This is a genomic window from Streptacidiphilus sp. PAMC 29251 (genome assembly GCF_054208735.2).
The window spans coordinates 8,741,483-8,754,032 of record NZ_CM135725.2 but is presented as its reverse complement, the minus strand read 5'-3'; the positions used below and the strand labels follow the sequence as shown (position 1 = coordinate 8,754,032).

Sequence of the window (12,550 nt, the reverse complement as noted above, 5' to 3'; positions counted from 1 at the left end):
CTCGTTGTTCGGAGCCTGGGCGTTCGGAGTTTGGGCGTTCGGAGCCTCGTTGCTGGTCATGCCAGCCCCCCTGTGATGATCGGTTCGGAGTCGGTCTCGGTGTCGGGCACGACCATGGTGCCGATGCCCTCGTCGGTGAAGATCTCCAGCAGCAGGCTGTGCTGGACCCGGCCGTCGAGCACCCGCGCGGTGCCGACGCCCTCCCGGACCGCCCGCAGGCAGCCCTCCATCTTCGGGAGCATCCCGCTGGCCAGGCTCGGCAGCATCTTCTCCAGCTCGGTGGTGCTCAGCTGGCTGATCACGTCGTCGCTGGCCGGCCAGTCGGCGTAGAGGCCCTCGACGTCGGTGAGGACGACCAGCATCTCGGCGTTCAGCGCCACCGCCATCGCGGCCGCGGCGGTGTCGGCGTTGATGTTGTAGATCCCGCCGTCGCTGCCGCGGGCGATGGAGGAGATGACCGGGATCCGGCCGTTGTCGAGCAGCGCGTTGACGGCTCCCGGCTCGACGTGGGCGATGTCGCCGACCAGGCCGATGTCGACCTGCTCGCCCTCCACCACGGCGTAGCGCTTGACCGCGGTCATGGTGTGGGCGTCCTCGCCGGTCATCCCGACCGCGAAGGGCCCGTGCTCGTTCAGCAGGCCGACCAGCTCCCGCTGGACCTGCCCGGCCAGCACCATCCGGACCACGTTCATGGTCTCCGGGGTGGTGACCCGGAGCCCGGCGGTGAAGGTGGAGGTCAGGCCGAGCTTCTCCAGCTGGGCGCTGATCTGCGGGCCGCCGCCGTGGACGATGACCGGGCGCAGCCCGGCGTAGCGCAGGAAGACCACGTCCTGGGCGAAGGCGGCCTTCAGCGACTCGTCGATCATGGCGTTGCCGCCGAACTTGATCACGACGGTCTTGCCGTGGAAGCGCTCCAGCCAGGGCAGCGCCTCGATCAGGGTGAGCGCCTTGGGGAGTGCGGTGTTGTTGCGGGCCTGTTCGCCCTTGGGTGCGATATGCACGGCCGTACTGCCCTTCAGCTGGAGTAGGCGCTGTTCTCGTGGACGTAGTCGGCGGTGAGGTCGTTGGTCCACACGGTCGCGGCGGCCGGCCCCGCGTGCAGGTCGGCGGTGATGACGACCTGGCGGTCCTTCATGCTCACCAGCTCGCGGTCCTCGCCGACGCTGCCGGCCCGGCAGACCCAGACCCCGTTGATGGCGACGTCCAGGGCGTCCGGGTCGAAGGCGGCGCTGGTGGTGCCGATGGCGGCGAGGACCCGGCCCCAGTTGGGGTCCTCGCCGTGGATGGCGCACTTGAGCAGGTTGTTGCGGGCGATGCTGCGGGCGACGTCCACCGCCTCGGCCTCGGTGGCGGCGTTGACGATGTCGATCCGGATGTCCTTGCTCGCGCCCTCGGCATCGCTGACCAGCTGCAGCGCCAGGTCGGCGCAGACGGCGCGGACCGCCTCGGTGAACTCGTCCTGGTCCGGCGTCACCGCGCTGGCGGCGGAGGCCAGCAGCAGCACGGTGTCATTGGTGGACATGCTGCCGTCGGAGTCGACCCGGTCGAAGGTGGTGCGAGTGGCGGAGCGCAGGGCGGCGTCCAGACCGGCCGGATCCACCGCGGCGTCGGTGGTGAGGACGACCAGCATGGTGGCGAGACCGGGGGCGAGCATGCCGGCGCCCTTGGCCATCCCGCCGACGGTCCAGCCGCCGGGGTGGGCGACGACAGCGGTCTTGTGGACCGTGTCGGTGGTCTTGATGGCGACCGCGGCGGCCTCGCCGCCGTCGGCATGGAGCTCGGCGGCGGCCAGCTCGACCCCGGGGAGCAGGATGTCCATCGGCAGCCGGACCCCGATCAGCCCGGTGGAGGCGACGGCCACCTCGGCCGCGTTGAGGCCGAGGGTCTCGGCGACCTTCTCCGCCGTGGCGTGGGTGTCCTGGAAGCCGAGCGGCCCGGTGCAGGCGTTGGCGCCACCGGAGTTGAGGATGACCGCGGAGACCTGCCCGTCCTTGAGCACCTGCTCGGACCAGTGCACCGGCGCGGCCTTGACCCGGTTGGAGGTGAACACCCCGGCGGCGGCGAGGGAGGGCCCGTCGTTGACGACCAGCGCCAGGTCGGGGGTGCCGGACGCCTTGATCCCGGCGGTGACACCGGCCGCGCGGAAGCCCTTGGCCGCCGTGACGCCGATGCCGACCGGCCCTGCTGCGGTGGGGTTGGGGCTGGTCACGGTGCGACTCCAGTCTGCGGAAGGCCGAGTTCCTCGGCCAGGCCGAGGGCGATGTTCATGCTCTGGACCGCGCCGCCGGCGGTGCCCTTGGTCAGGTTGTCGATGGCGCTGACCACGGTGATCCGGCCGACGCTCTCGTCGAGGGCGACCTGGACCAGGGCGTGGTTGGAGCCGAGGACGGCGGCGGTGGACGGCCAGCGGCCCTCGGGCAGCAGGTGCACAAAGGGCTCCGCGGCATAGGCCGTGGTGTAGGCGGCGCGGATCTGCTGGGCGGTGACCCCCGGCCGCGCCTTGACGCTGCAGGTGGCCAGGATGCCCCGGGACATCGGCGCCAGGGTCGGCGTGAAGGAGACCGCGACCCGCTCACCGGCGACCTGGGAGAGGTTCTGGGTCATCTCGGGGGTGTGCCGGTGGCCGCCGCCCACGCCGTAGGGGCTCATGCTGCCCATCACCTCGCTGCCCAGCAGATGCGGCTTGGCGGCCTTGCCGGCCCCGGAGGTACCGGACGCGGCGACGACCACGACCTCGGGCTCGGCGAGCCCGGCGGCGTACGCGGGGATCAGAGCGAGGGTGACCGCGGTGGGGTAGCAGCCGGGGACGGCGATCCGTCGGCTGCCCTTGAGGGCGTCACGGGCGCCGGGGAGCTCGGGGAGGCCGTAGGGCCACACCCCGGCGTGCGGGGAGCCGTAGAACTTCTCCCAGTCGACCGGGTCCTTCAGCCGGAAGTCGGCGCCGCAGTCGACCACCAGCACGTCCGCGCCCAGCTGCTGCGCGACGGCGGCGGACTGCCCGTGCGGCAGGCCGAGGAAGACCACGTCGTGTCCGGCCAGGGTCTCCGCGTCGGTCGGCTGGAGTACGCGGTCGGCGAGCGGCAGCAGGTGCGGCTGCAGTTCGCCGAGCCGGGTTCCGGCGTTGGACCCGCCGGTCAGCGCGCCGATCTCGATCTGCGGGTGGGCGAGCAGCAGGCGCAGGACCTCGCCGCCCGCGTACCCGCTCGCTCCTGCCACCGCTGCTGTGAATGCCTTGGCTGGGACTGCCATGACTCCTCCTCCGCGTCGGGATAACTATACGAAGGAAGGCACATTCATGCAATCGGCTAGTACGGCGTCCTGGCATCGTGCTGAACGCTCGGCCCGGCCTGTTCCAGCAGGCCGCCGATGTCGTCCCGGCCGAGGTGCAGGAAGCGGCCGTGCAGCGGGTCGAGCCGACCGCGTCCGGCGTCCACCACGGTGGAGACCAGCAGGGGGATGCTTCCCCAGTCCACCATGTCGGCGAACATCGGCATCCCCGCCGTCATCCCGGTGGCGACCACGCCGGGGCTGAGGTCCAGCACGGTCACCCCGTGCGGGCGGAGCGGGCCCGCGACATTGTCGCTGAGCCGCAGCAGCGCCGCCTTGGAGGTGGCGTAGGCCGAGTAGCGCCATTCCGGGCGCAGCGCGAAGAACCCGCAGTTCAGATTGACCACCCGCCCCCGCCGGCGCTCCACCATGCCGGGCAGCACGGTGCGCATCAGATGGAACGGGCCGCGCAGATTGGTCTCCACCACGGACCACCACTGGTCCGGGTCCGCCTCCCACAGCGGCACCTCGGCCCGGTCGACCTGGCCGGCGTTGTTGACCAGCAGATCGACCGGCCCCAGATCGCGCTCGATGCTGCGGACGGCTTCGCGGACCGCCCCGAAGCGGGTGACGTCGGCGGCCACTGCGACGCATTTCACACCGTGCCTGACGCAGGCCCTGAGCGTGTCGGCGAGGGTCTCCCGGTTCCGACCGATGACGCCGAGGTGCATCCCCTCCTCGGCCAGTCCCAGCGCGATCTCCCGGCCGATGCCCCGGCCCGCCCCGGTGACCAGGGCGACCTGTCCTTCGAGCGTGCGCAGCGCCATGGTGGACTCCTCTACCGCCGGTGGCCGCCGAGGTGGGGAGGGCGGTGGCACACCGCACCGGGCCGAAGTGCCATTCTTGAACGCCGCACGTCGCGGCAGGGCGCGGACACGCTGGAAGGACAATGACGTGAACGACATCGTGCGAGTAGGGGTCGTCGGCTGCGGCTTGATGGGGTCGGGGATCGCTGAGGTCTTCGCACGCGCCGGACTCGAGGTCAAGGTCTCCGAAGCCAGCGGCGAGGCACTGGAGATCGGTCGCACCCGGCTCACCGGCTCCCTGGACACCGCCGTCCGCCGCGGCAAGCTCGCCGAGGCCGACCGGGACGGGGCGCTCTCACGGATCTCCTTCACCACCGACCTCGCCGACTTCGCCGACCGCGACCTGGTGATCGAGGCGGTCGCCGAGCGCGAGGACGTCAAGACCGCCATCTTCCGGGAGCTGGACCAGGTGGTGGAGCGCCGGGACGCGATCCTGGCGTCCAACACCTCCTCGATCCCGATCGTGAAGCTCGCCTCCGCGACCTCGCGCCCGGAGCAGGTGCTCGGCATCCACTTCTTCAACCCGGCGCCGGTGCAGAAGCTGGTCGAGATCATCCCCACCCTCACCACCTCGGCCGAGACCGTCGCCAGGGCCGAGGAGTTCGCCCGCGAGGTCCTGGCCAAGGAGCCGATCCGGGCCCGCGACCGGGCCGGTTTCGTGGTCAACGCCCTGCTGGTGCCGTACCTGCTCTCCGCCGTCCGGATGTTCGAGACCGGGGTGGCCACCGCCGAGGACATCGACAAGGGCATGGAGGCCGGCTGCGCCCACCCGATGGGTCCGCTCCGGCTGTGCGACCTGATCGGCCTGGACACCATCGTCTCCATCGCCGAGTCGATGTACCACGAATTCAAAGAACCCCTGTACTCGGCGCCCCCGCTGCTGCAGCGGATGGTCGACGCCGGCCTGCTCGGCCGCAAGTCCGGCCGGGGCTTCTACCAGTACTAGGGGCCGGGGACGCGGAAACGCACGGAGGGCCACCGGCATCGCCGGTGGCCCTCCGTGCGCGTTACGGCTTAGGCGTACGCGGCGATCTGCTTGGGGCTCTCCCCGTACTTGTTCTGACCCTGCTCGCCCTCGAGCGCGAAGAAGACGATCAGGATGATCGTGCCGATGAGCGGGATCAGGCCGATGAAGAGCCAGCCGGCGCTGCGACCGGTGTCGTGCAGGCGGCGGAAGGACACCGCGAGGCCGGGAAGAAGAACCGCGAGACCGTAGATGAGCCCCGGAATGCTGCTGCCGATGGCGGCGTCGACCACGGCCAGGACGATCTCAATGATGAAGTTGAAGAGGAAGAACATCCAGAATTCCTGGCGGCGGGCCCGGCCGCTGAATCCGACGTAGTTCTTAATGACGTCCAAGTACCAGTTCACTGCGTTCCTGTTCCCGTGTGAGGCCGTCGTCCGGCCAAGCAGAATGCAGAATGTATGGCCTGCGTAAGGAACGGTCAACGCATATCAGGTCACGCTTTCGACCACCGGGCAATTCCATCCGTTTTGGCCTATTTCGAGGCACCCCGGTTCCAGAACCCTGCGGCCCACCCCTTAGGCTGAGGCCATGTCAGATCCTCAACTGATCCGCATCGGCGCGCGGTCCTCCCCGATGTCCCTCGCCCAGGTCGAGCGGGTACGGGCCGAACTCGCCGCCGCGCACCCCGGCATCACCACCGAGGTCGTGCCGTTCACCACCTCGGGCGACCGCTGGTCCGGGGCGCTGGTGGAGCTGGGCGGCAAGGGCGCGTTCACCCGGGAGATCGACGAGGCGCTGCTCTCCGGCGACGTCGACCTGGCCGTGCACTGCGTCAAGGACGTCCCCGGCGACCGTCCGGTCCCGGCCGGGACGGTGTTCGCCGCCTACCTGAAGCGGGACGACCTGCGCGACGCGCTGGTGCTCCCGGCCACGCAGCGGAACAGCCTGACGCTGGGCCAACTGCCGCCCGGGACCAGGATCGGCACCTCCTCGGTCCGCCGGGTCGCCCAACTCGCGCAGCGCTACCCCGAGCTGGAGCCGGTGCCGTTCCGCGGCAACGCCAACAGCCGGCTGGCGAAGCTGGACGCGGGCGAGGTGGACGCGGTACTGCTGGCCGTCTCCGGTCTGGAGCGGATCGGACTGAGCCACCGGATCGCCCAGATCCTCGACGTCGAGGAGATGATGCCCGCCGTCGGCTCCGGCACCCTGGTGCTGCAGTGCCGGGCCGAGGACGAGCGGTCCATCGAGGCCGTCGGCGCGCTCAACGACGCGGAGACCTACCGGCAGACCACGGCGGAGCGGATGCTGCTGCATGTGCTGCAGGGCCACTGCAACTCCCCCATCGCGGCCTTCGCCACCACCGAGTTCGACGGCAGGCTGTCCCTCCGCGCCCGGGTGTTCAGCCCGGACGGGAAGACCGTGCTGGACGCCCATGAGTGGGACCGCAACGCGCATGCCCTCGGCACCTCCGTGGCAGCGACGCTGCTGCGGCAGGGGGCGCACGAGGTCATCAACGCGATCCCGCACTAGGGCCTTTCCCGACGGATCAGCGGCTGAATAGGTTCGGGGTGCGGCGCTTGGTCAGCACCGGGCTCCGGACCGTGTCGTCGTCCTCCGCCACCGGGTCGGTCCCGTTGCTGACGCCCGTCCCGTTGCTCACGCCGGTGCCGCTGACGCCGGTGCCGAGGTCGGCCTTCGCCGCGGCCTTGCGCTCGCGCCGGGCGGCGCGCAGCTCCGAGCTGCGCCGATGCCCACGCCGGGCACCCGCCGAGAGCATCAGCAGTCCCAGGCAGAAGACCAGGGTCAGGGCGATCCCCGCGAGGAACGCGCCGAGTGTGTTCACTGTGCCGAGGTGGTGGTCGAAAAGACTCACCGAGTAGTGGGGACCCCCACCGAGATTGTCCGCGATCACCACGATCGCGAAGGCGACCGCAACGGCCACGATCAGCAGTCCGAGCAGCAACATGACTGGCACACCCCATCCGGGTTTCGACCTCGCCGACGTCTGCGTTGACGTCTGACTCGCCGGCTACCCGGGAACGGAACCCGCTAACGGCCGCTCGGCGACGGCCCGTCAGTACAGGCCGCGGACCCGGGCGCTGAGCCGGGTCAGTCCGAGCAGCGCGTCGATGTGCGGGGTCGGCACGCCGACCAGGCCGCCGATCTCGCGCACCGCGCCGACCAGGGCGTCCAGCTCGATCGGCCGTCCGGCCTCGGCGTCCTGGAGCATCGAGGTCCGGCTGAGTCCGAGCTTGCGGGTGACCTGGCTGCGGTCCTCGGGGCGCTCGGCCACCGGGCAGCCGATCCGGCCGCCGATCTCGGAGGCCTCCTGCATCGCGGCATGGCAGAAGGCCATCACCAGCTCGTCGTCCAGGATCAGGTTCCCGGTCGCGCCGGTGAGCGCGGAGACCGGGTTCATGGTCATGTTGCCCCAGAGCTTGTACCAGACCTGGCGCTGGATCTCGGTGGACACCTCGGTCGCGAATCCGGCCGTGGCCAGCAGCGCCGCCAGTTCGCGGACCCGGGCCGAGTCGGTGTTGTCGGGTTCGCCGAGGATCAGCCGGGCCCCGCCGTGGTGCTGCACCAGGCCGGGTTCCGAGGTACTGGCACTGAGGTGGACCACGCAGCCGACGGTGTTGCCGGCCGGCACCGCGGCGGCGATCCGCCCGTCCGGGTCCACGCTGGTCAACTGCCGCCCCTCGCAGGGGCCGCCGAAGCCCTCGAAGAACCACCAGGGCACGCCGTTCATGGCGGCGACCACGGCGGTGTCCGGGCCGATCAGCTGGGTCAGCGCGGGCAGCGCCGAGGGCAGCGCATGCGCCTTGACCGCCAGCACGACCACGTCCTGGACGCCGAGCTCGGCCGCGTCGTCGCTGGCCAGGACCGGTGCGGTGAGCAGGCCGCCCTGCTGCTGCAGCCGCCAGCCGTGCTTGCGCAGCGCGGCCAGGGTCTCCCCGCGCGCCAGCGCCGAGGTCTCCGCCCCCGCGTCCGCCAGCCGCGCTCCGATGAACCCGCCGACCGCTCCCGCTCCCAGCACACAGATCCGCATGGGCTCGAACCTAACCCGCCGGGTGGCCGCCGCACCAGGCCCGACCTGATCAGGCGCGGACGTGCTGCAGCCAGGGCGGACGCCCGGCCAGGGTCGCCGCGACCCTGGCCGCCTCGGCCCGGGCCAGCTCCTCGGCGTCGGCGAATCCGTCCGGCAGCCACGCGGCCGAGCAGGCCGCCCGGGCCGCCAGCTGGGCGACATAGGCCCGGCGCTGCCGCTCCGGCGAGTCCAAGCCGGGTTCGGGCTCCAGCCACTCGTCCGGGACCAGTCCGACCACCTCGGCCAGCAGCTGCTCGGTGACCTGCGGCGCGAGCGCGGCGTCGGCGGCCACGACGTCGGGGGCGAAGCCGCCCAGGGCGTGGTCGGTCATCGGATAGCGCCGGGCGACCGCGTCATCGGCGCCTGACCAGCGGTGATGGAAGATCAGCGCGGCGCCGTGGTCGATCAGCCAGAGCTTGCGGTGCCACACCATCAGATTGGGACTGTGCACGGTCCGGTCGACGTTGCCGACCAGGGCGTCGAACCAGACCACCCGCCCGGCCTCGGCCGGGGTCACCGCCACCGGCGGCGGCAGCCGGCGCGGGGCGAAGTCCTCCGCGCCGGGGAGGAAGTCCATGCCCAGATTGAGTCCGTCGCTGGCCCGCAGGATGTCCTGCACCTCCGGATCCGGCTCCCCCTCGGCCACCCGCGGATCGAACCGGACCAGCACCAGCTCGGGGACGGGCAGGCCCAGCCGCCGCCCCAGCTCCCCCACGATCACCTCGGCGACCAGCGCCTTGCGGCCCTGGGCTGCGCCGGTGAACTTCACCACATAGGTGCCCAGGTCGTCGGTCTCCACGATGCCGGGAACGGAGCCACCGGTGCGCAGCGGGGTGAGGTAGTCCAGCGCCGTCACCTCGGCCAGTCCTGCCGTCGCCGCCATCCGCTCCGCCTCTCGCCGCCCGTCCACTGCCCGCCGGTCCCCTGCCCGCTGGTCCACTGCCCGCTGATCTGCCGCACGCCGGTCTGCTGGGTCAACCACGCCAGAGCCCTGCCGATTCCATTCCGGTCAGCGCCGCCAGCAGCCCGGAGAGCTGTCCCAGACCGCCGTCGTCCCAGCTCTCACCTGCGAAGACCTCCGCCGCCACCTCCTCGGCCGCGGTCAGCATCTCGGCCAGCCGCACCCGCCCGGTCGGGGTCAGCGCCGCGTAGGCGACCCGCGCGTCGCGGGGATCGGGCTCGCGGACGACCAGGCCGATCCGCTCCAGTGGGATCAGCCCGCGGGTGACCCCGGACGCGGACAGCCCGAGCGCCTGCGCCAGGTCCACCCGGCGCATCCGGCCGCCGTGCGCCCGGCCGAGCTGGATCAGCACCATCAGGTCGGCGAAGCTGACCCCGTGCAGCCCGGACAGCCGCGAGTCGAACCGCTTCACCAGCGCCGCCTGGGCCCGCACCAGCCGCAGCGACGCCTCCAGCGCCTGGGTCATCGCCTCGGCCATCGGAGTCCCCCTCTCGCATCGAATACTTGCGGACTCAAGGATAGCGAAAGTTTCCCATGCCGCACATCGGACCCCCCGGTTACGGCAGAATGGGCGGCCACGCGACTGGCGGGCACAGGGTGGGAGCGACCACCGGGAAGCAGCCCCCGCGAGGGCCGTCCGCCTGGGCCCCCGCAGAGGATTCCGCCACCATGAGCAGCTTCTCCGACGTCGACGCCAGCCCCCGTCCGCAGGCACTGATCGACTACCTCGAACACGCCCACACCGGGCTGCACTCCCCCAAGCTGCGGCTCCAGCAGCGGCTGTCGGTCCGCCCCGGCGACCGGGTGCTCGACCTCGGCTGCGGCAGCGGCCATGAACTGGCCCTGCTGGAGGAGGACGGCGCGCTGGCCGTCGGCATCGACAGCAGCGCGGTGATGCTGAACGCCAGCCGCTCCCGGCTGACCGACCGCGACCTCCCGGCCCGGCTGGCCCAGGCCGAGGGCGGCCGGCTGCCGTTCCGCCCCGGCGTGTTCGACGTGGTCCGGATCGAACGGGTGCTTCAGCATGTCGCCGATCCGGCCGCCGTGCTGGCCGAGGCCCGGCGGGTGCTCCGCCCCGGCGGCACCCTGGGCGTCTGCGAACCCGACTGGTCCTCGTTCACCGTCGCCTCGGCCGACCGGGACACCGCCGCCGCGGTGTCGGCCCAGGTCGGCGCGCAGATCGCCCAGCGCGACATCGGCCGCCAGCTGCGCCGACTGCTGGTCGGGGCGGGCTTCGGCCAGATCCGGATCGAGGTCGAGCTGGCGGTCTACCGGACCCTGGACGAGCTCGATCTGATCATCTCGCTGCGCCGCGCGGCCGAGCGGGCCTGCGCGGCCGGGCAGCTCACCGAGCCGGCCGCCGCCGCCTTCCTGGCCGAGCAGCGGGCCCTGTCGCAGAGCGGTGGCTTCCACGCGACCCTGAACCGCTCGGTCCTGGCCTGGGCCTGCTAGGCCTGCTCACGGGTATGAGGTCGGCCGCCCACCTGGCCGACTGCCAGCGCCCCACTGCGGCAGCCCGCAACCGCCGCGGCCAGCGGTTCGGCGCCGCCCAGTCGCGCCATCAGGAAGGCGCCGGCGAAGGCGTCGCCCGCCCCGGTGCTGTCCAGCGCGGTGGCCGGCGCCGCGGGGACAGCGCCGAGCCGGGTGCCGTGGTCGGCCAGCAGCGCCCCGGCCGCGCCGAGCTTCAGGACGACCAGGCAGTGGCAGCGGGCGCTCAAGACCGCCGCGGCTGCTTCCGGATCGTCCGTCCCGGTCAGCGCCCTGGCCTCGTCGAGGTTGGGGAGCAGCAGATCCACCCCGCCCAGCAGGTCCAGGAAGCGGGAGGGGCCGTACTCCCGCAGCGGGCCGACCGAGGCCGGGTCCACGCTGACGCCGATGCCCCGGGCCCGCGCCCGGACCACGGCGTGCGCCGCGAGGGCGCGCCCCTCCGCGCCGAACAGCAGATAGCCGGAGAGGTGCAGCCGCCCCACGCCGTCCAGCAGCGAGTCCTCCCAGTCGGCCCGGCCCAGCGCGCCGCTGGCGCCGCGGTCGGTGACAAAGGTGCGCTCCCCCGCGGCGTTCACCAGCGAGATCACCACCGCGGTCGGCCGCTCCGGATCGACCCGCAGGCGGGGGCGTACGCCCGCGCGTTCCAGCGCCTCCCGGTGCCAGCCCGCCGAGTCCGCGCCGACCCGGGCGAGCAGCCGTACCTCCGCTCCCCCGGCCGACGATCCGGCAGCCGACGATCCTGCAGCCGACGCTCCCCCGGCCGCCGCGGCCCAGGCGGCGGTGTTGGCGGCCGAGCCGCCGGGCCGCAGCGAGATCCGCGCCGCGGTGTCGGTGTCCGCGGTGAGCGGCTTGCCGTGCAGGGCGACGATGTCAGTGACCAGGTCGCCGATCACCAGCAGGCCGGGCTGCGCGGCCATCAGCGCAGCGCGGCGTGGCTGCGGGCGATCTCCGTCGCCAGGGCGACATTGCCGCGCACCGCGGCGAGATTGGCCTCAAGCGAGGCCCCGTCGGTGTGCTCCACCAGGTAGCCGAGCAGATAGGGGGTGACCGCCTGCCCGGTGATCCCGTCCCTGCTCGCGGCGCTCAGCGCCTCGGCCAGCACCCGGTCGTGCAGGGCCGGGTCCAGCTGCTCGGCCTCGGGCACCGGATTGGCCACGATCAGCGCGGTGAGGTCGGTGTTCAGCTGCCAGCGGGCCCGCATCAGGGCGGCGACCTGCTCCGGGCTGTCCATGGTCCAGTCGACCGGCAGCCCGGAACCGCGCAGGTAGAAGCCGGGGAACTCGGCGGTGCGGTAGCCGACGACGCCCACGTTCAGGGTCTCCAGCCGCTGCAGCGTGGCGGGCACGTCCAGGATGGACTTCACCCCCGCGCAGACCACGGTGATCGGCACCCGGGCCAGCAGCCCCAGGTCGGCGGACTCGTCCTGCAGGGTGACCCAGTCGCGGTGGACGCCGCCGAGGCCGCCGGTGGCGAACACCGCGATGCCCGCCGCATGCGCCAGGAACGCGGTCGCGGAGACCGTGGTGGCCCCGCTGGCCCCCAGTGCGACCGCGGGGGCCAGGTCGCGGAAGCCGAGCTTGCGCATGCCCTCGTCCTGGGCGACCCGTTCCAGGCTGTTCTTGCCGAGCCCGACCCGGGCCACCCCGTCCAGCACCGCGATCGTGGCCGGGACCGCCCCGCCGGCCCGGACCAGCGCCTCCAGTTCCTGCGCCACCGCCAGATTGCGGGGCCGCGGCAGCCCGTGCGAGATGATCGTCGACTCCAGCGCGACCACGGGACGCCCCCGCTCCACGGCGTCGCGGACCTCACGGGACAGGCGTATCGGTGCGTCGGGCATGGTGGCGTTCGACCTCCTGGAGCACAGGACAGCGCACAGGCAGCAGCGCTTGGCTTTCTGCCCTTGATCCTGTCGC

At 72.3% G+C, this 12,550-nt stretch carries 14 protein-coding genes; 3 read left to right on the top strand and 11 right to left on the bottom strand.

Annotated elements, in window-relative coordinates:
* Positions 1-56: 56 nt before the first annotated feature.
* Genes argB through ACXKR8_RS41470 form a run of 4 tightly spaced genes read right to left on the bottom strand, consistent with a single transcriptional unit; the run spans position 57 to position 4,094 of the window.
* Complete coding sequence (gene argB, locus ACXKR8_RS41485; protein WP_458269680.1) at positions 57-1,001, bottom strand: acetylglutamate kinase; 945 nt, start codon at positions 999-1,001, stop codon at positions 57-59.
* 14 nt (positions 1,002-1,015) lie between these two features.
* A complete protein-coding gene (gene argJ / locus ACXKR8_RS41480) occupies positions 1,016-2,170 on the bottom strand; it encodes a bifunctional glutamate N-acetyltransferase/amino-acid acetyltransferase ArgJ (RefSeq protein WP_458275221.1) in 1,155 nt (384 codons plus the stop codon).
* Between the two features lie 35 nt (positions 2,171-2,205).
* Positions 2,206-3,249 (bottom strand): N-acetyl-gamma-glutamyl-phosphate reductase, encoded by a 1,044-nt coding sequence (argC, locus tag ACXKR8_RS41475; RefSeq protein WP_458269679.1) that lies wholly within the window; start codon positions 3,247-3,249, stop codon positions 2,206-2,208.
* 56 nt (positions 3,250-3,305) lie between these two features.
* Positions 3,306-4,094 carry an SDR family NAD(P)-dependent oxidoreductase gene (locus ACXKR8_RS41470; RefSeq protein ID WP_458269678.1) on the bottom strand — a complete coding sequence of 263 codons (789 nt, stop codon included), beginning with the start codon at positions 4,092-4,094 and terminating at the stop codon, positions 3,306-3,308.
* A 127-nt stretch (positions 4,095-4,221) separates the two neighbouring features.
* Between ACXKR8_RS41470 and ACXKR8_RS41465 the strand changes: the two genes are divergently transcribed.
* Positions 4,222-5,079: a 3-hydroxybutyryl-CoA dehydrogenase gene (locus ACXKR8_RS41465; RefSeq protein WP_458269677.1), complete on the top strand. Its 858-nt coding sequence runs from the start codon at positions 4,222-4,224 to the stop codon at positions 5,077-5,079.
* 68 nt (positions 5,080-5,147) lie between these two features.
* Here the strand turns inward: ACXKR8_RS41465 and ACXKR8_RS41460 are convergent, their stop codons facing one another.
* Complete coding sequence (locus tag ACXKR8_RS41460) at positions 5,148-5,504, bottom strand: DUF805 domain-containing protein (protein ID WP_458269676.1); 357 nt, start codon at positions 5,502-5,504, stop codon at positions 5,148-5,150.
* 184 nt (positions 5,505-5,688) lie between these two features.
* Here ACXKR8_RS41460 and hemC point away from each other — a divergent pair, with 184 nt between their 5' ends.
* Positions 5,689-6,630 carry a hydroxymethylbilane synthase gene (hemC, locus tag ACXKR8_RS41455; RefSeq protein ID WP_458269675.1) on the top strand — a complete coding sequence of 314 codons (942 nt, stop codon included), beginning with the start codon at positions 5,689-5,691 and terminating at the stop codon, positions 6,628-6,630.
* A gap of 16 nt (positions 6,631-6,646) precedes the next feature.
* Here the strand turns inward: hemC and ACXKR8_RS41450 are convergent, their stop codons facing one another.
* From ACXKR8_RS41450 to ACXKR8_RS41435, 4 genes are all read right to left on the bottom strand, one after another.
* Entirely contained in the window at positions 6,647-7,066 is a 420-nt protein-coding gene (locus tag ACXKR8_RS41450; RefSeq protein WP_458269674.1) for a hypothetical protein, read from the bottom strand.
* Positions 7,067-7,174: 108 nt separating this feature from the next.
* Positions 7,175-8,149, bottom strand: coding sequence for a 2-dehydropantoate 2-reductase (locus ACXKR8_RS41445; protein ID WP_458269673.1), 975 nt, complete (start codon positions 8,147-8,149; stop codon positions 7,175-7,177).
* Between the two features lie 49 nt (positions 8,150-8,198).
* The gene (locus tag ACXKR8_RS41440) at positions 8,199-9,071 is read right to left on the bottom strand and encodes a HipA family kinase (RefSeq protein ID WP_458269672.1); all 873 of its coding nucleotides are present in this window, start codon (positions 9,069-9,071) and stop codon (positions 8,199-8,201) included.
* A gap of 91 nt (positions 9,072-9,162) precedes the next feature.
* Positions 9,163-9,627 (bottom strand): MarR family winged helix-turn-helix transcriptional regulator, encoded by a 465-nt coding sequence (locus ACXKR8_RS41435; RefSeq protein ID WP_458269671.1) that lies wholly within the window; start codon positions 9,625-9,627, stop codon positions 9,163-9,165.
* A 191-nt stretch (positions 9,628-9,818) separates the two neighbouring features.
* Here ACXKR8_RS41435 and ACXKR8_RS41430 point away from each other — a divergent pair, with 191 nt between their 5' ends.
* Entirely contained in the window at positions 9,819-10,601 is a 783-nt protein-coding gene (locus tag ACXKR8_RS41430) for a methyltransferase domain-containing protein (RefSeq protein ID WP_458269670.1), read from the top strand.
* Here the strand turns inward: ACXKR8_RS41430 and ACXKR8_RS41425 are convergent.
* A complete protein-coding gene (locus ACXKR8_RS41425) occupies positions 10,598-11,554 on the bottom strand; it encodes a carbohydrate kinase family protein (protein ID WP_458269669.1) in 957 nt (318 codons plus the stop codon). The two genes, ACXKR8_RS41430 and ACXKR8_RS41425, sit on opposite strands and share 4 nt — an antisense overlap.
* Positions 11,554-12,474, bottom strand: coding sequence for a pseudouridine-5'-phosphate glycosidase (locus ACXKR8_RS41420; protein WP_458269668.1), 921 nt, complete (start codon positions 12,472-12,474; stop codon positions 11,554-11,556). The genes ACXKR8_RS41425 and ACXKR8_RS41420 overlap by 1 nt, the downstream gene beginning before the upstream one ends.
* Positions 12,475-12,550 lie beyond the last annotated feature (76 nt).